The sequence below is a fragment of the Micromonospora phaseoli genome, from assembly GCF_900109115.1.
GTDB classification, from domain to species: domain Bacteria; phylum Actinomycetota; class Actinomycetes; order Mycobacteriales; family Micromonosporaceae; genus Micromonospora; species Micromonospora phaseoli.
Genome location: NZ_FNYV01000008.1, coordinates 176,096 through 196,435, shown reverse-complemented (window position 1 = coordinate 196,435; position 20,340 = coordinate 176,096). Strand labels below are relative to the sequence as shown.

The 20,340-nt window shown below is 68.5% G+C and carries 19 protein-coding genes; 8 read left to right on the top strand and 11 right to left on the bottom strand.

Annotated features, from left to right (window positions below; translation table 11 throughout):
• Nucleotides 1–50: 50 nt before the first annotated feature.
• The 6 genes from adhE to BMY89_RS20855 form a co-directional block, all read right to left on the bottom strand.
• Entirely contained in the window at nucleotides 51–2,690 is a 2,640-nt protein-coding gene (gene adhE / locus BMY89_RS20875; RefSeq protein ID WP_092381714.1) for a bifunctional acetaldehyde-CoA/alcohol dehydrogenase, read from the bottom strand.
• Between the two features lie 184 nt (nucleotides 2,691–2,874).
• A complete protein-coding gene (locus BMY89_RS20870) occupies nucleotides 2,875–4,104 on the bottom strand; it encodes a DUF2786 domain-containing protein (protein WP_232521456.1) in 1,230 nt (409 codons plus the stop codon).
• 170 nt (nucleotides 4,105–4,274) lie between these two features.
• Entirely contained in the window at nucleotides 4,275–4,514 is a 240-nt protein-coding gene (locus tag BMY89_RS30705; RefSeq protein WP_198414065.1) for a Rossmann-fold NAD(P)-binding domain-containing protein, read from the bottom strand.
• 8 nt (nucleotides 4,515–4,522) lie between these two features.
• On the bottom strand, nucleotides 4,523–4,705 hold the full coding sequence (locus tag BMY89_RS30700) for a hypothetical protein (RefSeq protein WP_198414063.1): 183 nt from the start codon (nucleotides 4,703–4,705) through the stop codon (nucleotides 4,523–4,525).
• A 322-nt stretch (nucleotides 4,706–5,027) separates the two neighbouring features.
• Nucleotides 5,028–5,642, bottom strand: coding sequence for a YdeI/OmpD-associated family protein (locus tag BMY89_RS20860; protein ID WP_092381713.1), 615 nt, complete (start codon nucleotides 5,640–5,642; stop codon nucleotides 5,028–5,030).
• A gap of 219 nt (nucleotides 5,643–5,861) precedes the next feature.
• Entirely contained in the window at nucleotides 5,862–6,278 is a 417-nt protein-coding gene (locus BMY89_RS20855) for an STAS domain-containing protein (RefSeq protein ID WP_092381712.1), read from the bottom strand.
• A 462-nt stretch (nucleotides 6,279–6,740) separates the two neighbouring features.
• On the opposite strand from BMY89_RS20855, the gene BMY89_RS20850 reads away from it, so the two are divergent.
• The 5 genes from BMY89_RS20850 to BMY89_RS20835 are packed head-to-tail and all read left to right on the top strand — an operon-like array spanning nucleotide 6,741 to nucleotide 11,480.
• A complete protein-coding gene (locus BMY89_RS20850) occupies nucleotides 6,741–7,919 on the top strand; it encodes a radical SAM protein (RefSeq protein ID WP_092381711.1) in 1,179 nt (392 codons plus the stop codon).
• A gap of 4 nt (nucleotides 7,920–7,923) precedes the next feature.
• Complete coding sequence (locus BMY89_RS20845) at nucleotides 7,924–8,175, top strand: acyl carrier protein (protein WP_092381710.1); 252 nt, start codon at nucleotides 7,924–7,926, stop codon at nucleotides 8,173–8,175.
• A 19-nt stretch (nucleotides 8,176–8,194) separates the two neighbouring features.
• Nucleotides 8,195–9,472, top strand: a complete 1,278-nt coding sequence (locus BMY89_RS20840) for an ATP-grasp domain-containing protein (RefSeq protein WP_139217981.1) — start codon at nucleotides 8,195–8,197, stop codon at nucleotides 9,470–9,472.
• Nucleotides 9,473–9,486: 14 nt separating this feature from the next.
• Nucleotides 9,487–10,569, top strand: coding sequence for a hypothetical protein (locus BMY89_RS30485; protein WP_170147757.1), 1,083 nt, complete (start codon nucleotides 9,487–9,489; stop codon nucleotides 10,567–10,569).
• Nucleotides 10,566–11,480, top strand: a complete 915-nt coding sequence (locus BMY89_RS20835) for an NAD-dependent epimerase/dehydratase family protein (RefSeq protein WP_170147758.1) — start codon at nucleotides 10,566–10,568, stop codon at nucleotides 11,478–11,480. Before BMY89_RS30485 ends, BMY89_RS20835 begins: the two co-directional genes overlap by 4 nt.
• A gap of 112 nt (nucleotides 11,481–11,592) precedes the next feature.
• On the opposite strand, the gene BMY89_RS20830 is transcribed toward BMY89_RS20835, so the two are convergent.
• Nucleotides 11,593–12,882, bottom strand: coding sequence for an MFS transporter (locus BMY89_RS20830; protein WP_092381707.1), 1,290 nt, complete (start codon nucleotides 12,880–12,882; stop codon nucleotides 11,593–11,595).
• Nucleotides 12,879–14,081: a condensation domain-containing protein gene (locus tag BMY89_RS20825; RefSeq protein WP_269766883.1), complete on the bottom strand. Its 1,203-nt coding sequence runs from the start codon at nucleotides 14,079–14,081 to the stop codon at nucleotides 12,879–12,881. The genes BMY89_RS20830 and BMY89_RS20825 overlap by 4 nt, the downstream gene beginning before the upstream one ends.
• Nucleotides 14,082–14,545: 464 nt before the next feature.
• Between BMY89_RS20825 and BMY89_RS20820 the strand changes: the two genes are divergently transcribed.
• A complete protein-coding gene (locus BMY89_RS20820; RefSeq protein ID WP_092381705.1) occupies nucleotides 14,546–16,015 on the top strand; it encodes an FAD-dependent oxidoreductase in 1,470 nt (489 codons plus the stop codon).
• Here BMY89_RS20820 and BMY89_RS20815 read toward each other — a convergent pair.
• Both BMY89_RS20815 and BMY89_RS20810 read right to left on the bottom strand, forming a co-directional pair.
• Nucleotides 15,958–16,959 (bottom strand): phosphotransferase family protein, encoded by a 1,002-nt coding sequence (locus BMY89_RS20815; protein ID WP_232521455.1) that lies wholly within the window; start codon nucleotides 16,957–16,959, stop codon nucleotides 15,958–15,960. The genes BMY89_RS20820 and BMY89_RS20815 overlap by 58 nt on opposite strands.
• A gap of 308 nt (nucleotides 16,960–17,267) precedes the next feature.
• A complete protein-coding gene (locus tag BMY89_RS20810) occupies nucleotides 17,268–17,555 on the bottom strand; it encodes a hypothetical protein (protein ID WP_092381703.1) in 288 nt (95 codons plus the stop codon).
• 209 nt (nucleotides 17,556–17,764) lie between these two features.
• Here BMY89_RS20810 and BMY89_RS20805 point away from each other — a divergent pair, with 209 nt between their 5' ends.
• Nucleotides 17,765–18,619 carry a phosphotransferase gene (locus tag BMY89_RS20805; RefSeq protein ID WP_198414062.1) on the top strand — a complete coding sequence of 285 codons (855 nt, stop codon included), beginning with the start codon at nucleotides 17,765–17,767 and terminating at the stop codon, nucleotides 18,617–18,619.
• A 171-nt stretch (nucleotides 18,620–18,790) separates the two neighbouring features.
• Here the strand turns inward: BMY89_RS20805 and BMY89_RS20800 are convergent, their stop codons facing one another.
• Nucleotides 18,791–19,165: a cupin domain-containing protein gene (locus tag BMY89_RS20800; protein ID WP_092381701.1), complete on the bottom strand. Its 375-nt coding sequence runs from the start codon at nucleotides 19,163–19,165 to the stop codon at nucleotides 18,791–18,793.
• 632 nt (nucleotides 19,166–19,797) lie between these two features.
• On the opposite strand from BMY89_RS20800, the gene BMY89_RS20795 reads away from it, so the two are divergent.
• A complete protein-coding gene (locus BMY89_RS20795) occupies nucleotides 19,798–20,331 on the top strand; it encodes a TetR/AcrR family transcriptional regulator (protein ID WP_139217980.1) in 534 nt (177 codons plus the stop codon).
• The last annotated feature ends 9 nt before the right edge of the window (nucleotides 20,332–20,340 follow it).

Sequence of the window (20,340 nt, the reverse complement as noted above, 5' to 3'; positions counted from 1 at the left end):
CTGCGGCCAGCGGCGACACCGGTCACCACCGGCCCACCTGTCGGAGACGATCACTTGCCGTAGTACGCGGCTCGCATGATGTCCTGCATGTCGTCAAGCATCGGCATCCGGGGGTTGGCCGGCGCGCACTGATCCTGGTAGGCGTTCAGGGCCTGCTGCGGCACGGCGTCGAGGAACGCCTGCTCGTCGACGCCAAGCTGCTGGAAGGACTCCTCGATGCCGACGTCACGGCGGAGTTGCTCGACCGCGTGGGCGAGGGACTCCACTCCTTCCGACGCGGTGGCGGCGGGCAGCCCGAGCATCTGGGCGATCTCCTGGAACCTCTCCGGCGCCCGGTAGCTCTCGTACTTGGGCCACCCGGTGAGCTTGGTGGGTACCGAGCCGTTGTACCGGATAACGCGCGGCAGCAGGACGGCGTTGGTGCGGCCGTGCGCGATGTGGAAGGTCGCCCCCAGGGTGTGGGACATGGCGTGGACGATGCCGAGGAACGCGCTGCCGAAGGCCATCCCGGCGATGGTGCCGGCGTTGTGCATCTTCTCCCGGGCCTCGGGGTCGTTCGCCCCGCTGGTGGTCGCCCGAGCGAGGTAGGCGAAGATCATTTTGATGGCCTGCAGGGCGAGTCCGTCGGTGAAGTCGTTGGCGTAGACGGAGACGTACGACTCGATGGCGTGGGTCAGCGCGTCGAAGCCACTGTCGGCGGTGATCGTCGGTGGCAGGTCGGCGGCCAGTACCGGGTCGACGATGGCGACGCTGGGCGTGAGGGCGTAGTCGGCCAGAGGGTACTTCTTGCCGGTTGTGCCATCGGTGATGACCGCGAACGGGGTGACCTCCGCGCCGGTGCCCGACGTGGTCGGGATGCACACGAGCCGGGCCCGCTCGCCGAGGGTGGGGAAGGTGAAGGCACGCTTGCGCACGTCGAAGAACTTCTCCCGCATGTCGGAGAAGACCACCTCCGGGTGCTCGTAGCGCAGCCACATCACCTTGGCCGCGTCCATCGCCGACCCGCCGCCGAGCGCGACGATGGTGTCCGGTCGGAAGGAGCGCATCAGCTCCGCGCCGCGGTCGACGGTGGCCAGGCTCGGTTCCGGCTCGACGTCGTCGATGATCTGCAGGGCGACCCGTTCCGGCCGGCGTTGCAGGACGGTGATGATCCGGTCCACGTAGCCGAGCCGGGTCATGGTGTGGTCGGTGACGATGGTGACCCGGTGCACATCGGAGATGTCGGTCAGGTAGCGGATCGAGTTCGGCTCGAAGTAGATCTTCGGCGGCACCTTGAACCACTGAAGGTTGTTGCTGCGCCGGCCGATCCGCTTGATGTTGATCAGGTCGATCGCGCTGACGTTGTTGGACACCGAGTTGCGTCCATAGCTGCCACACCCGAGCGTCAGAGATGGCAGGAAGGCGTTGTACATGTCGCCGATACCGCCCTGCGAGGCCGGCGCGTTCCAGATGATCCGGACCGCCTTGACCCGCCGGCCGTACGCCTCGGCCACGGCTTCGTCCTCGGTGTGGATGACCGCACTGTGGCCAAGTCCGTTGAACTCCACCATCCGCGCGGCGTAGTCGAAGCCCTGCTCGGTGGAGTCGGCCCGGAGCACGGCGAGCACCGGGCACAGCTTCTCCCGGGTCAGCGGCTCGGCCGGCCCCACACCGCGCACCTCGGCAAGGATGATCGAGGTACCGGGTGGCACGGTGAAGCCGGCCCGCTGCGCGATCCACTCCGCGCTCTGACCGACTACCTCCGCGTTTAGTCGCGCCTGGGCGCAGTTCTCGCTGCCTGCCGCCGCACCGAAGATGAGGTTCTCGAGCTTGGTCTTGTCCTGCTCGGTGGCCCGGTAGGCGTGCAGCCGGGTGAATTCGGCCAGCGCGGCGGCGAAAATCTCGGCGTCGATGATGGCTGCCTGTTCGGAGGCGCACACCATCCCGTTGTCGAACGACTTGGACAGCACGACGTCGTGCACCGCGCGGGAGAGTTTCGCGTGCCGGTGCAGGTACGCGGGCACGTTGCCGGCACCGACGCCCAGCGCCGGCTTGCCTGCCGAGTAGGCCGCCCTCACCATGGCGTTGCCACCGGTGGCGAGGATGACCGACACGCCGGGATGCCGCATCAGGGCACCGGTCGCCGCGACCGACGGATTCGCGATCCACTGAATGCAGTGCTCCGGCGCGCCCGCCGCGATCGCCGCGTCGCGGACGATGCGCGCCGCCTCGGCGCTGCACTGCTGGGCGGCCGGGTGAAAGGCGAAGATGACCGGGTTACGGGTCTTGAGGGCGAGCAACGCCTTGAAGACCGTGGTGGAGGTCGGATTGGTGACCGGGGTGACCGCGCAGACGACACCGACCGGCTCGGCGATCTCGACGATGCCGTTGATCTCGTCCCGGGAGACGACCCCGACGGTCTTGAGCCCGGCCATGTGGTGTGGGACGTGCTCACACGCGAAGATGTTCTTCACGGCCTTGTCCTCGAACACTCCCCGGCCCGTCTCCTCGACGGCCAACCGCGCCAGTTCGGTGTGCCGGCTCAGCGCGGCGACCGACGCCTTGGCGACGATCGTGTCGATCTGCTCCTGGGTGAAGCTGTCGTACGTGGCCAGCGCGCCGAGGCCGTGTTCGACCAGCGTGGCGATCATGCTGTCGGTCTCGTCCGGTGCCTCGGTATGCCTTCGGTTGACGATGGCGGTGTCGGCCATGGCAGCATCCTTCTGGTCGGGAGCCGGCTGCTGTACTGTTCGCCCACTGTCCACTCTCGTTACTCGGGCGTCGTCGTACCTGATCGCAACGACCCGAACCGACAGGACCTTGGTCCCAAGCGGGGCGGCACCGACTGCTGATGGCATCCGTTCACTAGTTCTGCCGTGCCGTGCGGCGGCAGGACTACCGGTGCCGTGTGGTGTCGGTCGGTAGGGCGGCGCGGTCAGCGGCCTGCCGGCCGGATTCCCAGCCCTCGCGGCTGTCCACCCGGCTGGCCCGGGCCCGGACCGTGTGGGGGAAGACCCGCCGCATGGTCTCGCGGATCTGCTCGTCTCGGGAGGCGAGCACCGGCAGCAGGTCGGCCGGGTCGGTCATCCCGTTCCCCTCGCCCCGACCGGTGGCCTGCGCCAGCGCGAGCTGTGCCGCGCCGGCCAGTCGTTCGTCGATCCGGTCCGCGAATGCCACCAGGAAGGATCGGCGGAACGTTTTCAGGCGGCTGCGACCGGCCTTGCCGCCCGGCGGCTCGGCCCGGGCCATCGCCCGGTGCGCCTGCACCAGCAGGGAGGTGTAGAGCAGGTCGACCGCGTCGATGTCGGTGTCGAACCCGAAGACGGTGCTGAACGCCAGCTCCGGTGAGGAGACCGTGTGGCAGCGGTTGGCCCGGGCGACGGCGTCCAGCAGGGATGCCTTCTCCTTCTCGTGCGGGTGGTCCACGCCGATCCGCCGCGCGTACGGCACCACCGGCGCCGCGTCACCGCCCCGGGCGGCCAGCAGCGCCTCGTCCAGGCTGTGCCGGGTGACCAGCTCCTGGGCCTTGGCGGTGTACGCCTCCGCCTCGGCCGGGAAGGTCGTTGACTCCGCTTTGGCGAGCAGGGCGCGTACCCGGTCGAGCAGGCGGGCGTCGATCCGGGACGACCCGACGGCGCCCGACCGGTCGGCCGGCGCGGCGGCGGACCCCGGCGGGGCAACGAGCACCTCGATCGGCGGGAGCGTGGCCAGGATGGCGAGCAGGCCCAACACCAGATCGAGTACGGCCACCCGGTCGAGCCGCCAGCGGGCCGCGAGTTCGTCGACGTACGTCGCGTCGCCGGTCCACCAGACCCGCGCGCCGAGGATGTCCGCCTGCGCCAGCCACCGCCCGTCGACCGTGGCCCGGGGAAACTGTCGCAGGTGCGCGGCGACCGCGTCGGTGACCAGGTCGGCCTGGTGCGGGCGGCCCCGCCGGGCGATCACCCGGTGCAGCTCGGCCGGCTGCCACCCGCCCCGCCACAGCCGCGCGCACGCCTCGTCCTTGGCGGCCACCAACTCCGGGTCGACCTCGGCCGACGGTGTGACGGTCAGCGCGTCCAGCCCCGCCTCGTAGTCGACCGCCCCGGCGAGAACCGCCCTGATCCGTTCCCGCACAGATGTCACCAGCACAAGGCTACGGAGTCCGGGCGGGGACTTTCGGCCGACGGCCCGATCAACGGCGGTGGCCACCGCTCATGGCCGATAATCGCTTCGAGGAGAAAGATGGCCGCCGTCGACCGCTGACCGACGCCGGCACGGCCGCGCGGGCTTCGACGTGCGAGCGGTGAGGGTGCTCATGTGGCCGCGACGAATGCGGTCCCGGTGAGCTCTTCGGAGACCTGCCAGATGCGGGCGGCCTCCTCCGCGCTGCGCAGTGGCGGGTACATCCGCTGTTCGGCGGGTGGACCCCCGAGGTTGCCGGGGCCGCTGGGTCCGTAGAGCAGGCCAGGCTTGGCGTGGGGGCCGGTCGCGGCCAGGAGCGCGGGCAGCTTCGCCGTCTCGACGGTGCCCAGCAGGATGCCGCGTGCGGACATGGCCCGGATCAGGCGGAACTGGGGAGTGTCCTGGCTGCGGCCGAGATCCGGTCGGCGGCGAGGAGGCTGGTGGGGGCCACTCCTGGGTGGGCGAGGTTGCTGGTGACGCCCCAACCGTGCGCCCTGCTGCGGCGGTCCAGTTCGAGGCCGAACAGCCCGAATGCGATCTTCGACTGGCGGTAGGCACGCATGTCGAATCCGTCGGCCGTGGTCTGCCGGTGCGGCGGCCTCATCACGCTCGCGTTGTTGATCAGGATGTGGATCGGGCGGCCCTCATCCCGCAGGGCGTCGCCCAGGGCCGTTACCGACTCCAGCGAGGAAAGGTCGAGGCTGCGTAGTCAGACCTTCGCGCCGGGTGCGGACTATCGGATCGTGGCGATCGCGGCCCCGCCCTAACGTGGATTGCGTACGGGCATGATCACCTACGCGCCGGCCGCGGCCGGCCGCGCGGCCATTCCAGCCGCTCACCAACGCGGTGCGTTCGGGCTTCGGCAGCACTCGTCGCCGGTGACGTCATGGGGTTGGCCGCGGGTTCGGAGGCTCCGCCTTCTGCGGGTAGATCGTCTCGTGACGGGCGAGCATGGCGACGAATTCGCTGATCTTCCGCTCCCGGGTCTGCGCCCGTTTGACGGCATTGACGCGGTGGATGAGAGCGAAGCGGTTGGTCTTGGTGAGTACGTCGAACATGGCCTGGGCGGCGGGGTCGGCGGCGATCGCGGCGAGGAGGTCGGCCGGCACCTCGGCTTCCGAGGGCGGGGCGTAGGCGGCCGCCCACCTGCCGTCCGCCTTCGCGGCTTCTACTGCGGCGCGGCCCGGGGGCAGCATTCGCTCCTGGGCCTCCAGCCGGGCCACGTGGGCTACATTGCGCTGTGACCATGAGCTGCGGGGCCGGCGCGGGGTGAACCGGATCCAGGAGGTCTCCTGATCGCGCTTACGGGCCTGCCCGTCGATCCAGCCGAAGCACAGGGCCTCGTCAACCGCCTGCTGCCAGGTCAGTGTGGTGACTGTGCCGCCCTTCTTGGTCAGGGCAAGCCAGACACCGGGCGACGTGGCGTGGTTGACCGACAACCACGCGCGTAGCGCCTCGGCGTCCGCGACGATCAGCTCATCCAGTTCGGTACTCGCCATGACGGCAGGCTAGCCGTTGCGCGGTGACCGCCGTCGTTTGCTGGTCGGCCAGCCCTGCGTGATAGCACCAACGGTTCAGCTCGACAGTGCCCACACACACTGCCGTAGGCCACCGTCCGGCCGGGGCTCCGGCAGTGAGAAGGGTGCTGCAGAGAGGTGAGGTCAGCCGATGAGACCGGAGGCGGTGCGCCCCAACCCCGGCCGGATTCTGCGAAGTGATCATCGACCGCCGAGCAACGGCTCATGGGCGGCCGTGGTTGCGGGTGAGGTGCGGCGTGGTGCCCAGGAACCAGACGTTGGCAGATCGTCACGCAGCGTCACGATCTGGCCCATGTCTGTGAGATCCAGCAGCCGCTGGACGTTGGTGGTAGGACGGCACACGACCAGCGCGGAGCGGTTTGGAAGATTGAGGTGCATTCGGGCAAGGAAGTTGGGCAGGGTGGAACAGGCGAAGGTGACTTCAGCAACGTCGACGACGACCTCGGTCGGTGCGATGGTGGACAGGCGGTCGACCACGTCCGCCAACGCCGAGTTGGCCGTCAGGTCGATCTCACCCGCGAGGCACACCAGGGCCGTGGTTGCCCCTGGTGCGGCCAGCAGCGTGATGGAGAAATTATCACCGGATCGCTGATCCATAGCCTCACCTCGGCATGACGCGACTCATGCCGGGGGCTAGGGCAACGGCCTACAACGGACCGTGCGTGGATGCTACCGCGTAGCAGACTGCTGTGCGAAAGAAATCTTGACGGCCCGAGTTCGTCCATCCAAGACAGTCGATCGAACCGCCCCGACGCAGTACCCGCTGGCGCGCCGGGCCCGCCACGCCGGCAGCACGACTGGACGGCTGGCGATATACGTAAGCCGATCGATGGGGTTTACGGCGACGATCTCGTGTGTCACTCTTTTCACTGACCCGTGGCAGCGTGAGCAGGACACTCACATCGGCGTCGGACGGCTGCCACCGGCTCTGCGTGGTATCGGGGCCTGCGCGCATGTAGGGATGCGTGCGGTCCCGGATCCGATCACGAATCTGGCGAAGCGACGGCTCCTGCCTGGAGCGAGAGCGATCGTTTCGTGACAGACAAGCGGGGAGCCCGAATGTCCTACCCACGCACCAAAAAAGTCTTCACGCCGGGGGAGCTGCACGACCTTCGCCGGACGGTGGCGATCAGGTCAGCGACGCGCCGCAACCTGGCGGTCGATCCGCTCTACGCCACCACCCTCCCGCAAGAGGTCAGCATGCAGCTGACCTACCGGTGCAATCTGCGGTGCAACCACTGCTTTCAGTGGAACGAGCAGGGGTTCTTCCACAACTACGACAGTAAGCGCAAGCGCTCCGAGCTCGACCTCGACATCGTCCGGGACGTGCTGGAGACGACCGCGCCCGACGCGGCGAAGGTCTTCCTCTGGGGCGGTGAGCCCCTGATGCACTCTCGGTTCGGCGAGATCGCCAAGTTGCTCGGCGCCGTGCCAAGGGTCGTCAACATGTGCACGAACGGCCTGCTGATGGAACGCAACGCTGAGCACCTGCTCGCCATCGGGCCGCGGCTCAACTTGCTGGTCAGTCTCGATGGCTTCGAGCCGGAGCACGAGGCCCTGCGGGGCAAGGGATCGTTCCGGCGCACGCTCAAGAACGTCGAGGCGATGCTCGAACTTCAGCGTCGCGGCGAGTTCCAGGGCGAGCTGTCCGTCGCGTGCATGGTCAGCGAGGACATGGTGGGCCGCATGTACGAGTTCACCGAGTGGGCTGAGCAGACCGGTTTCAACTCGGTCTATTGGCTGCTGCCCTGGTACATCAGCCCCGAGACGGCGTCGGCGATGGATCGGCTCTATGCGGAGTCGTTCTCCTGGCTGAACCCGCCGGAGCCGGGCGACAAGCCGACGTGGCACTCGTACACCTACGCGCTGCCCGACAGGTGCCTACCGGTACTGAAGGAATCGATGGCGCGACTGGCGGGCCGGGTGTGGGATCTGCGGGTGCGTTACCAGCCGCAGGTCGAAGAGGACGAGATCGACGACTTCATCCGCGGCACGTCACGTCCGGCCCAGCGGCGTAGTCGCTGTCTCGCGGTGTCCAATCGCATCGAGATCCACGCCGATGGCCGGGTCAGCTCATGCAAGTTCTTTCCGGAGTTCGTCATCGGTGATCTCGGTGAGCAGTCCATGCAGGACATCTGGCAGAGCGAGCGGTTCACCCAGGTCCGGAGCGTGCTGCGAGAAAACGGCCTCATGCCGGTGTGTTCGAAGTGCATCCTTCTCTACCTGAGCGGGGAGTGAACGCGTGGACGAGGTGATCACCCGGATGGCGGCCCTGCTCGCGCGGGTGCTGGAGGAGCCATCGCTCGCTCACGAGACAACGGCGGACACCAACCTGTTGATGGACATCGGCATCGACTCGTTGCACATGATCACTTTCCTGCTCGCCGTCGAGGAGGAGTTCGACGTCGAGATCGACTTCGAGTCGTTGGACGCCGTTCATCTCGAGTCGGTGAAGGCATTCTGCCACTTCGCTCTCGACCCCGATGGTCAGTGAGGAGAGCCGCGGAGCTCCGGTGACCGCAACGGTCCACTTCGGCTCGTTCGACGCCGAGGCGGCGTGGCGGCCCGCGGATCTCGCGCGGTTGCCCGCCAGCCCGGCGGTCGGCGGCAACCGGGGTAACCGCTGCCTGGACCAGCTCCTGGCGGTCGGCTGTGCCCCGGGTGACCTGCTGTTGACCGCCGAGCCGATGGACGACGGCCTGGTCGAGGTACTGGCAGCCGCCGGCATCGCGCCGCGAATCGTGGCTGTGCCGGGCCCGGAGGACGCCACGGTGGAAGAGCGCCTGGCCACGCTCGGCGACGTGGGGTTACCGCAGGTGCGCGGCTGGGCCGCGGCGGTGTACTCCGTCCGGCCGGAAACCTCCGCGGCCGTCCAACGACTCGGACTCGTTGCCACCCTCCCCACCGCCGAGGTGACCGCGCGCGTCAACTCCAAGGTCTGGTCCAACGACCTGGTTCGTGGCGCCGGCCTGCCCGGCGCTGCCGTCCTCGCCAGCACGCCCCGGCAGGTACGGCGGCTGGTGGAGGACGCGGACGGCGACGTCGTGCTCAAGGACCCGTACGGAGTGGCGGGCCTGGGCGCACTGCGGGTCACCTCGCCTCGGATGCTGGACACCGTCGTTCGGCACCTCGAGCGGCAGGCCGGACGCGGGGCCAGGGTGGAACTGTTGGTGCAACCTCTCTTCGACGAGGCGCTCAGCTTCTCCACCCACATCGAGGTCGGTCCGGGTGCCATCGTCCGGTGGCGGGGTATGCGGCACGTCGACAACGCCGAGTTCGCGTACCGGGGCTCCGGCCCGCTTTCGCCGGAGCAGCACGCAAGCCTCGACACCCCTGCTCACCGGGAGGTGATCGCACAGGTCGGAGCGGCCCTGGCAGCAGAGGGCTACACCGGTCCCGTCTGCGTGGACGGGTTGTGGCTGCGCGACGGCACGGTTGTGTCGGTGCTGGAGGTCAACGCCCGGCGATCGATGGGTCTGTTCAACCTGCAGCTCGATCAGCGGGCCGGGGCCGTCGGCCTGAGCTGCTGGTTGCGTTGCCGGACGACGCCAGTGGTCGCCGGCGACGCGTTGGGCAGGCTGCTGTCCGCGCTCGACGAGGCAGATCTGCTGTTCCGAGGTGACCGTCCCGGGGTGCTCCCGCTCGCGTCGGGGACGCTCACCCCGCCCCGGGGGCGGCTCTTCTTCGCTGTGTTCGCGTCACCGGGCGCAGGGCGGGCCGCCCTCGAGGCGAAGGTGGGCGACCTGCTCTCCGCGACGAGACCGATTCGAGTCTCGTCGCCTGACTCCTGACGATCGGAGCATCGATGACAGTCGTCCTGCTCACGTCGGGCGCGACGCTCGGCACCCACGTGCCGGCCCTCATCCTGGCCGGCCGGTTGCGGACCCTCGGGATCGATGTACACGTCGAGGTGTTCGAGCGCCTGCTGCGACCCGACGAACTTGACAAGCTGAGGGCTGCCAAGGTGACCTTCAGAAGCAACTTCAAGCTCGCGGTGGCCGCCCAGCGGATGGTGCGCGACCAACTGCCGGCGCTGGACGAAGCCGCGGTCGGTGAGCTGCTGCGCCGCTGGCGGGCCGTGGACGTGGATCACCTCGTGATCTTCTCCGGTTTCTGGGTGCCGGTCGTCGAACGGTACGAGGCATCGACGGCTCGGGCTCCCCGGGTCGACGTCTGTCACCTCGACGCCGCATCGACCGCGTCCTTCAACCTGTTCCGGGCGCGGACGGAGCGCTACCGCCATGTGTGGATGTTCGACGCAGAGCGGGGCACCGCGCCGACGAGTATCCGCGTCACGGACGAGCAGCCGGTGCCGTGGCAGCGACGGGAACCCCGCCTGTTGGCGCACGGCGGCGGCTGGGGGTTGGGTACGTACCGGACTCATGCGGCGGAATTCGCCCAGGCGGGGCTGCTGGTCGACGTGGTGGCGCACGACCCGGCCGATGTGGCCGGCCTGCCAGCCGGCTGTCGGACGTTCATGATCGACCCGACCTGGGAGGCCTGGCAGGACGACGGGTTCCCACCGTTCGGGGAGGTCGGGCCCGACGGGACGGTCGAGTACCGAAGGGGCAGGTCGTACCATGACTCGTTCGATCTCGCCCGACAAAGCGTCGCGATGCTCTGCAAGACCGGCGGGGGCACACTGATCGATTCGCTCTGGTCGGCCACGCCGATCGTGCTGCTCGCGCCCTTCGGCGCGCACGAGCAGGTCAACGCCGACCTGTGGCGCAGGCTGGGCTACGGCGTCACCGAGGAGGAGTGGCGCCGCAGCGGATACTCCCTCGACCTGCTGGAGACACTGCACCGGAACCTGCTGGCCGCCCGCGACGGGGTCGCCGACTACGCCACGGAGCTGGCGGCCCAGGTGGAGACCGAGGTCTCAAGGTGACGACTACCGTCCCTGCGCCGGTCACGGTGGTCGTCGGATCGGACGGGTTCATCGGGGCCAACCTGTGCCGTGCACTCGATCGCCGCAACCTGTCTCCGCGGCGAGTGCCCCGGCCCCGCAACGCCGCAGACGATCATCGGTTCGTCGACACGATCAGCCAGTCTGATCTGGTCTTCTACGCCGCTAGCACGATCACCCCCAGTAAGGCCTGTGGCCAGCCCGAACTCGTCGAGGTGGACCAGCGCGCCTTGGGCACCGCGCTGGAGGCGTGCAAGCTGGGCGCCAGGCGGCCCACCTTCGTCCTGCTGGGGTCTGGCGGGACTGCGTACCGGCCGGACGCGCCGCCACCGCTGGCCGAGAGCAGTCCGCTCGGTCCGGACAGCGTGTACGGCCAGGCCAAGCTGGCCCAGGAGCGGGCCCTGTGGGAGGCGGACGACCACGTGCGACCCGTCGTACTCAGGTTGTCTAATGTGTACGGCCCTGGGCAGCGGGCCCGGGGCGGGCTCGGCGTCGTGTCCTACTGGCTGGAGGCCGCCTCGGCGCAGCGCCCGTTGCAGGTGTTCGGTGACCTGGCGACACGCCGCGACTACGTGTACATCGACGACGTCGTGTCCGCCCTGCTGGCGGTGCGGGAGCGTCACCTGGACCGCGACACGCGTGAGGCCCTTGACGGCGCGGTGCTCAACGTCGGCGCCGGCCGCCCCACCTCCCTCGCCGAGTTGCTGGAGGTGGTGACGGCGGCCATCGGCCGTCCGCCGACCGTGGAGTTCTCGGAACGTCGGACGTTCGACCGGCGGGACATCTGGCTCGACGTCCGGCGCGCGTCGGCGTTACTCGGTTGGCGTCCCACCACTGACCTGCGCTCCGGGGTGGCGCGTACCTGGGCGGCGCTGGCCGGGGCGGGTGCCTGACGGTCGCACGCGCCGTTGGTGGGATGTCGGGTGATCGCGGCGGGCGTCCGGCGCTGCGGCAGCGGGGGTCCCACGCATGCCGGCCCACGAGGACCGGCGTGTCCGTCGCCGGTCAGGACTGAGTGATCGGCTCCAGGCGGGGCGGGGAGAAGTCGCGCATGTGCCGCAGCGGGGAGAAGTAGACCCACAACCCGGAGGCCCAGACGCCGACAGCGGCGACGACGAGGGTCTCACGGACGCCTAGCCAGGTGCCCAGCACGCCACCGAGTACCGCGCCGACCGGCAGCGCACCCCATACGATCCAGCGGACCCCGGCGGTGAGGCGGCCGAGCAGTTCTGGCGGGCACATCTGCTGCCGGTAGCTGATCTGCGCCGCGTTGTAAATTGCGCAGAGCGCGGCAAAGCCGGTCATACCGAACGTGTAGAAGGCGACGCTCCAACCCGGCTCAGCCAACGGCACCAGCAGCATCGTCCATCCGAGGCCCAGCAGGGAGACCCAGATGATGCGGGCAGTGCCGATGCGCCGAGCCAACCGGCCCGAGGCGAGCCCGCCGGCGATGCCGCCGGCGGTGCCCAGGGCCAGTTGTACGGCCACCTCGGCTGGGGTCAGCCTGAGGACCCGGACAAGGTAGATGACCGACAGGGCATAGATCACCTGACTGAACACGTTCAGGGTGGCGCTTGCCGCGACGATCTTCCGCAGCACGGGGTGCCGGAAGGCAAAGGCGAGCCCGGCGGAAATGTCGTCCCGCAGCCGGGGTCGAGGGCCCTGCGGTACCGTCGGCTCCGGCTCCGACCGCCGGATCAACAGCAGCGATAGCGCGCTGACCACGAAGGATGAGGCGTCGATGAGCACTGTCCGCGCCGCGCCGAAGGCCGCGACCAGTCCGCCGCCGAGTCCGATGCCGGCGACCTGGGCCACCGAGTAGGTGGTGCTGAGCTTGCCGTTCGCGTCCAGCAGTTGGTCGGAGCGCACCACCGCCGGCAGGTAGCACTGGTAGGCCACTTCGAAGAAGACGGAGCAGATGCCGCAGAGGGCCGCAACCAGCCACATCTGTGTCATGGTGAGCTCGCCGGCGAGGAAGGCCAGCGGAATGGTGCCCATCGCCGCAGCCCGGATCAGATTGCAGGCCACCATGAGTCGCCGCTTGCGCATCCGGTCGACGATCACCCCAGCCGGCAGTGCGACGACCAGATATGCCGCCATCCCGGCAGCCTGCAGCATGCTCACGGAGAACGTCGACGCGTTCAGTACGGACACCGCGATGAGTGGGATCGCGAGGGTGGAGACCGCGGACCCGGTCTCGCTGAGGGTCTGCCCCGTCCACAGGGTCATGAAGTCCCGGTGACGCCACAGGCTCGACGGGGCCGGCGGGGCGGTGACCGGCGCGGTCGCCGTCACCGGACCTTGTCCCCGTTCGATCCGACCAGTTCCAGCAGGTCGTCGCGCATGGTGGTGAGCAGAGCGTGGAGTTCCTCCCGGCGGTAGCCCTCGCGGATTACCCGGACCGTCAGCCGGACCGTCGTGTCGGCGCTGGCCATCAGGTAGAAGCCGGGTCCGGTCGACCGGATCGGCGTGTGCCACTCGATCGAGGACTCCTGGATCTCCTCGGGCGGGTCCACCGTCATCGGCGGTAGGAGCAGGTTGAAGTGGTATCCGGGGTCGAGCGGGCCGCCCTCCCGTTCGGCGTCCTCCCGGACCCGGGTCACCGTGTCCGGATCGTAGACGCCGTGTTTGAGTGCCCGCATGTTCCGCACGTACAGGGCGCGGGCGGCCTGCGCGAACGACTGGTCGGGGTCGAGTTCGGCCAGCACGGGCAGCCACTGGTTCATGGATGTGACGACCGACGTGACGGCCGGATCGAAGCGGTTGGACGACATCGGGTAGAGCAACACCGGCGTACTGGTCACGCCGGTGCTGATCAGGGCGCGGCAGTACGCGGTCAGCGATACGGCGGCCACGGTGGCGCCGATGCCCTGGGCAGCCGCGCGGAGCATGGGCTCGGGGATGCCGGTGTGCATCGTCGCTCGTAACACCGCCCCCGGTCGCGGGGCGACCCGTCGGGGTGCCGTCGCCAGCGTCTTGCGCCAGTACGCCTCGGCGGCGAGCAGTTTGGAGTCCACCTCACCGGAGCGTTGCCGCATCGCCAACTCGGCCGGCTGTGGCACCGGTGGCAGCGTCTCCCCGGCGAGCAGGGCGTGGAAGTCACGCTCCATGACGTTGATACCGGCGCCGTCGGCGGCCATGTGGTGGATGACGACCATCAGTTTGCCAGGGGCATCGTCGGATCCGGTGAGCCACACCCGCCAGGGCAGGTCAGTGTTGAGCGCGAAGGGGCGCTGGATCTCCTCGGTCTCTATCCGGGAGAGCGCCACGTCGCGGCCGGGTTGCCGTACCGCCGCGATCACGTCGGCGGGGGAGTCCACCGAGATGCGCTGCCGTGGATCCGTCAGGTCCGTCACGTCGAACGTCGTGCGCAGTGAGGCGTGCCTCATGCCGAGCGCACCAACCGCACGCCAGACGTCTGCCGCCGTCACCCCTCGCGGAGGCAGTGACCAGCAGAAGCTGAGGTTGCCCTCCCAGCGCCTCTCGGGGAGCATTCGTTCGATGTCCCGCCAAACGGCCAATTGGCCGAAAGTCATCGGATAGGTCGTCTCGGCCGTCATGTGAGTTCCTTCCGATTTGGACATATGCGCCATCGATGAGCGTGCGCCGTCATGGCGGCGCACGCTCATCGACGCGATAGGAGATTAATGCGGTCAGCCGGCCGAGTTGCCCTTCATTGCGCCACCTCCCCTCAAGCATCGACGCCGGAATTGAGGGTAGGCCTGCGCTGTGCTTAGGGATGCACTGCGCGCCAACCGTCGGACGACGGTTGGAATCATTGGCAGCAGTCCGCGCAATGAATGACCGAGTCGTGTGTCGGTTGTCCTAGTTTTCCGCAGGTCTTCCCGCAGCAGGGCCGCGAGCGTCTGCCGGACGAACAGGGACTACCTCACCCGACGCGGCGGTATCCGTTTACGGATGAGCTCTCAATGATGGCCCTGGAGCCGCGCACAGGCGAATGCAAGCTAATGAAACCGATTCCCCCGTGCCATGGCCCCGCCTCGGTGTTAGCAGGACGGGCCAAGTCTTGCCAACCTCGGCAGGCTTGTCAAGCCTCCGGTCGATTGACCGTGGTGGTTTGACCACTGTGACCTACGTGGATACCGTTCGGGCTGCAGCACGCCATTGGCGCGGGGGATACGGGGGAACAAATGGATGCCAACTGTCCGATCGATGGCCCGACCGAGACGAGTTCGACGTGACCGGGCACCCACATGCCCTTGTGGTCGGTGCCGGCATCGCCGGAACGGCCGTCGGATTGGTCCTGCGCCGGATCGGGTGGCGCGTGACGCTCCTCGAGGCCCGACCGGAGCGCGAGCAACCGCTGGGGTCGTACTTCAGCTTGGCCGACAACGGCCGCACCGTGCTACGTGGCCTGGGGATCCTTCCGGCGGTGGAGGCCGTCGGCACGGCCACCCACCGCATCTCCTTCCACGACCACCGGGGGCGGGAGATCGGCAGCAACAACCAGGCGAGCACGCTGATCCGTCGTGACCGGCTCGGTGGGGCACTGCGCGAGGCAGCCCGTCGTGCCGGCGTCCGGATCATCCACGACGCGCGGATGGTCGGGCTATGCGATGACGGGGTGGGCGGGGCCGTCGCCACCCTCGCAGACCGGTCGAGTCACACCGGTGACCTGTTGATCGGTGCCGACGGCGTGCACTCCCGCACTCGTCGCTTGATGTTCCCCGAGCACCCGTCGGCACGGTTCACCGGGGTACTCGACGGGGGTGGTTCGGCACCGCGGGTCGACGGGATCGCACCGGATGGGGTGCTGCGGCTGACGTTCGGCAACCACGCATTCTTCGGCCACCAGGCACTACCGGGCGGCGAGGTGGTCTGGTTCCAGAGCATGCTCGCCGGGGAAGAGGATCTCGCGGCGGGACCGCGGGCGGACCCCGTGGATCGGTGGCGAACCCGCCTCGTCGAGCTGCACCGCTCCGACCACCGGCCGATCTCCGACATCATCGAAGCCAGCACGGGCACGGTCATCCGGTGGCCGGTGTACGACCTTGACCCACCCTCACGGTGGAGCCGAGGGCGGGTCTGCCTGATCGGCGACGCGGCCCACGCGATGCCGCCGCACGACGGGCAGAGCGCTTCCATGGCGCTGGAGGACGCCCTGGTCCTGGCACGGTGTCTCGACACTGCCGACGACATCAGCGACGCGCTTGTCAGCTTTCAACAGCTGCGTGAGCCCCGGGTGACGATGGTTGCCGGGCTGACCCGCCGTACCGGCAGCCTGAAGTTTCCGACTGCCCCGCGCGCGCGGCGGGCTCGTGACGCTGTGCTGGGAATGTTCATCCAAGCTGGCGTGGCCGCCTCCGAGGACGTCAACCGCTACCACCTTGATTGGCCGGAGCTGGCAGGTCACCCGGAGGCCTGTCGACCCGACGGCGTCTCCACCGAGAGCTCGAGCAGCTCCTGATCCAACAGATCGGCCAGTCGCTCGAACCGATCCGGGCGGGACTCCCGGGTGATCCCACGGCTCGGCATCTCTACCGTCATCAACAGGTACAGGTGCAGACGGTAGAGGCTGAGCCGGCGTCGGGCGGCCTCGTCCAAGACCAACGGATCGACGGCGGCCTCCCGGTAGCCGCGTAGGAAGGGGTGGTCGGCGTTGTCCTCCGCCCGTTGGTACAGCAGCGGCGACACGAGGTCCATCAGCGGATCCCCGAACAGGAACCGCTCACCGTCGACGATTCCGCGTAGGCGCAGGGCACCGGCGGTGACGGGTTCGGCGAGCACGTTGCCGTCCCAGCCGTCGAAGTGCAGCAGCGCCGGCCGCCGTACCTGGTCCAGGGTCCAGGCGTACCGCTCGGGCAACTCCCGGATCTGCGCCGGCGAGGCCGGCAGCCGCACCTCCCAGTCCACCGCGTCGGCGAGCAGGGCGTCGAGCATGGCGCAGAAGGCTTCCCGCCACGTCGCACCGCTCGCCCGGCCACCGTCGTACCCGTAGCGGTCGCCGGTCACCGTGTGCAGCGCGGCGACGGCTGCGCCGAAGTCGTATCGGACCGGGGCGTCGTCGAGGGACTGCCCGGACTCCGCCCACGCCCGCAGTGATCGTCCGGGCAGCAGGCCGGTGAACAGCCACTCGCCGTGTTCCGGATCCTTGCCGTGGTGCAGCAGTGGCGGCACCGGCACCCGGGGCGCGCGTGCGGCGACCAGGCGGAAGTATCGGGCCTCCGCCCCGGCGATGCCCTGCTCGTACCGAAGCAGCGGTGCGTCGGGAGGTGGCGACACCTTCAGTACGACCTCGCGCCCGTCGTCGAGCGCCACCCGCCACACCGTCGCGAAGCCACCGCCCAGGATGGGTTCGCTGTCCACGACCCGGTGGCCTGCCCCGAAGGACGAGGCAACGAACCACTGCACCTGGCCATGGTCCAGTGGCCGTTGCGTGCGGCTGAGCCCCTCCACCTGTCGACTCTCCTGCCCGCCCTGCCGGTGTGAGGACAACGATCCTGCCTGCAGTTGCCCGACGCCGTACCCCGGCGTTCTTTCGGCGCGTGTGCTGTCCGTACTCTATCGGGCTGCTGTCGGTGCCCGACGTGGAGATCCACGTCGATGTCGGCGAGGCGTCGGCGAACGCGGCGGGGCAGAGCAGGCGACCCCGGCCGTGCCTGGCGCCTCGGCAGGGTTGTACACCGGCCGTCTCCAGCCGGTGGCGGCTCAGGGCCCGATCAGAAGGGTGGCGCGTCCTCGCCCATCAACGCCAGCACGACGCCGCCCTTCCCGCGCTTGAGGCTCTGGACCACGACCTTGCCGGTGCTGCCGTCGGGCAGCTCCAACGTAAAGGTCTTTCCGACCGCGTTCTTGGGGCCGTTGCCGGCGCTGTTGGCGGGTCGGAAGTCGCCTGCCCACGGTGGGGTCCCACCCTTGCGGGCGGGCTCGGCGAAGAGCGCGGCGGTGCCGGGGGTCCTGGTGCCGTCGGAGGAGAGAAGGACTGAGGCGCTGCGATAGGTAGCCATATACGGCAAGGGTATCGCGGACTGCGCTCGTTCGCGCCACGACAACTGGCTCGTGGCGCGAACGGCCATGGGGAAGGAATTCGGGCGAACGGCCAAGAAACATCCCCCGGGCAACCGGCGTCGGTAGGGGCGTGGCTTGTCGAATGCCAGCTACGCGCTCGTCACCTGCTGTTCGAGAGTCCAGTCGTTCAGCTCATAGGATCACCGCTGTGACTTCTGCGTTCGGAAACCTCTCTCCGCATCAGCGGGCACTGGTGGACCGGTGGCTTCCGGGCGCGACCGTCGAGCGGGACCACAGCTGGGGCTTGGTGGAGACCACTGTCCTCGAGATGACCCATGCCGGGTCACGTCTCATCGTCAAAGCCGGCGGCGACGGCGACCATCACATCGAGCGAGAGATCCACGCCCATCTCAACTGGCTGGGTCCGTGGACCAGCAGGGGCCGCGCGCCGACTCTGGTGCATGGCAGCGCGGATGCGAAGCTCCTCGTCACCCGGTACCTGCCCGGTGAGTTGGTGCTGGGCAGCAAGCACGCCGACGATCCCGCGATCTATGCGCAGGCAGGTGAGCTGCTGGCCCTGTTGCACGCCCAGACTGCCGTCACGGACGACGACTACGAGGGGCGCGAGAACGAGAAGTCACTGGCGTGGCTCGGCAGGCCACACCGGATCGCGGCGACCATCGTGGAGCGACTACGAGCCGAGATCGCCGCTTGGCCGACTCCGCCCGCGACCCTCGTGCCCACCCATGGGGACTGGCAGCCCCGCAACTGGCTGGTCCATGACGAGGCGGTGGGCGTCATCGACTTCGGTCGCGCGGAGATTCGGCCGGCGTTCACGGACTTCGCCCGACTTGCCGTCCAGGACTTCCGCCGCGACCCGAGGCTCGAGGCAGCCTTTCTTGACGGGTACGGGAGCGATCCCCGCGAGGCGGACGGGTGGCACCGCACCCGGGTCCGTCAGGCGATCGGCACCGCAGCCTGGGCGTACCGAGTAGGCGACGGGTCGTTCGAGGCCCAGGGCCACCGGATGATCGCCGAGGCGCTCTCGTCCTCCCCGGCCTGACGGAGCGAGCAAGCGAGGCGGTGAGCTGTCCGACACCGCAGTTCGATTGTCATCTGCTCCTGCGACTCGCCAGCGCAGTGAGCGGCCGTTGGCGCTACCCGTGGACGCGCACAGTGCCTCGATGCCCCGCAGGGTCGGCGCGGTGGGTGAATATTGTTTAGATCGCCTTATTCACTCGATCTTGGTTAGGAGCGGTTTTCCCTTTTCGACGACGTAGGTGGCCAGTTCAACCGCGATGTCGTCGCCAACATTTCGTGCCTGGTGATGGACGCCATAGGGGACTGTCAGAGCGTCGCCGGTCCTGCATACCACTGGCGGCCGGCCATCGATCTGATACTCGAGCGATCCTTGCAGCACTAGAATGATCTCCTCGCCGGGGTGGGAGTGCTTGAATGGCGGCGACTCCGGCGTGAACTCCACACGCGTCTGGACGACCTCCCAGCCGGGAATACTGAGATCATGTTTCTGCAAATCTATCCGCCACAATCCTGGCGCTGCCTCGACCGCGGTATGGCTGATACCTTCGGGTCGATCTTTGATGCCCAAAATGGCCTCCTGTAAGTCGTCCAGCAGACGGCAGTCACTCGGATTTACTGCGTCGTTATGACAATAGGTAGCCGCAGGCCCGGTAGGAGGGCGGACGGCCGACTGAGGTCTGTCGGCGCTGCAACGGGTCCGTGCGGCCGGTCGGGCGTGGCGGGCCAGGCCGGCGTCAGCGCGGGCGATCGGGGCCGGCCCGACTTCGGGTCGACCGCTCTACGTCCACGAGACCGATACCCGCGAGCCGTGCGGACTTCAGCCAGATTGTCGCCGACCTGGAGTACCCGGTGGGCACACGGGCTCACTGCGAGAGGCGGTCCTGCAACCCGGCAGCGGGTGGGTCGACCGCTGACCGTTCGAATCACACCACCGGACGTTGGGTACAAACCGAACCTCGGGGTGCCTGATGAGGATCTTCCCGACACCAGGCGCGCGGGACGCGTCGGAGGTGAGGTCGGGGCGAGCCGTTGCCGGCGCAGGTTCTCGGCCATCAGGGCGCGTACCGACGCGGCGGTTCAATCGACCGTTCGTTTGTGTTGTATTATCGACCATCTGGTCAATAGTGGAGTCGATGTGTGGCGGGCGATCCGGTGACTGAGCGGCGACAGACGCGGAACGCTGAGCGCACACGGCGGGCAGTGCTCGATGCCGCCACTCCAATGATCCTGGAGCGAGGCGCCGCCATCACTTTGGCCCAGGTCGCTTCGGCCGCCGGTGTGTCAAAGAGCGGCTTGATCCACCACTTCGGCAGTCGCGATCAGCTGGTGATCGCCGTAGTGGAAGATGTGTACGAACGCTTCCGGGAGGCGGTACTCAGCCACCTGGACCTGTCGGAGAACTACCCCGGCAAGATGCTCCGTGCCTACGTTCGCGCACTCTGCGCAGAAAGCACCGACGCCGCAGCTGCGCACGACTTCACTTCAGCGCCGATCTGGAACAGCCTGTACGCGGACCCCGCGATCGCCGCAGTCGTGAAAGAGCGCAACGTGTGGTGGAGCGAGCAGTTCGCCGCTGATGGGCTGAGTGCCGAGCGCATCCAGATCGTGCGCCGGGCCGCCGAGGGTATCGCCGTCGCGGCCCTGCATGGAGAAGAGGATGCAGCGAGCATCGCGACGGCTTGCCGGCTCCTGCTTGAACTCGCCACGGATGGCACCTTCCACACGCCCATCTGACCCTTTGGT